This is a genomic window from Cupriavidus sp. SIMBA_020, from assembly GCF_046535395.1.
Lineage (GTDB): Bacteria > Pseudomonadota > Gammaproteobacteria > Burkholderiales > Burkholderiaceae > Cupriavidus > Cupriavidus campinensis.
Genome location: NZ_JAWRWU010001460.1, coordinates 1 through 243, shown reverse-complemented (window position 1 = coordinate 243; position 243 = coordinate 1). Strand labels below are relative to the sequence as shown.

General features: G+C 63.8%; 1 protein-coding gene. It reads left to right on the top strand.

What is annotated here, in order from left to right; translation table 11 throughout:
- Nucleotides 1-243 (top strand): DUF945 family protein (locus tag SB751_RS34415; protein WP_410749546.1); only part of this gene is annotated, 243 nt, incomplete at both ends.

Below are 243 nucleotides of genomic sequence, written 5' to 3'. Positions count from 1 at the left end.
ATGAGCGCGGCCTGTTCTCGACCCAGGCGCGTTACGGCCTGTCGTTCGTCAAGAACGACAAGAGCCCGCAGGAAATGCCCGACGGCATGGTCGAATTCGATGCCAACATCGAGCACGGCCCGTTCCCCAAGAGCGCCCTGGCGCGCGGCGCCATCGCCCCCAAGCTGGCGTTCTTCCATGCTGAACTGGCCAAGACGGACAACGTCAAGCCGATCTTCGAGCTGACCAAGGACGTCTCGCCCC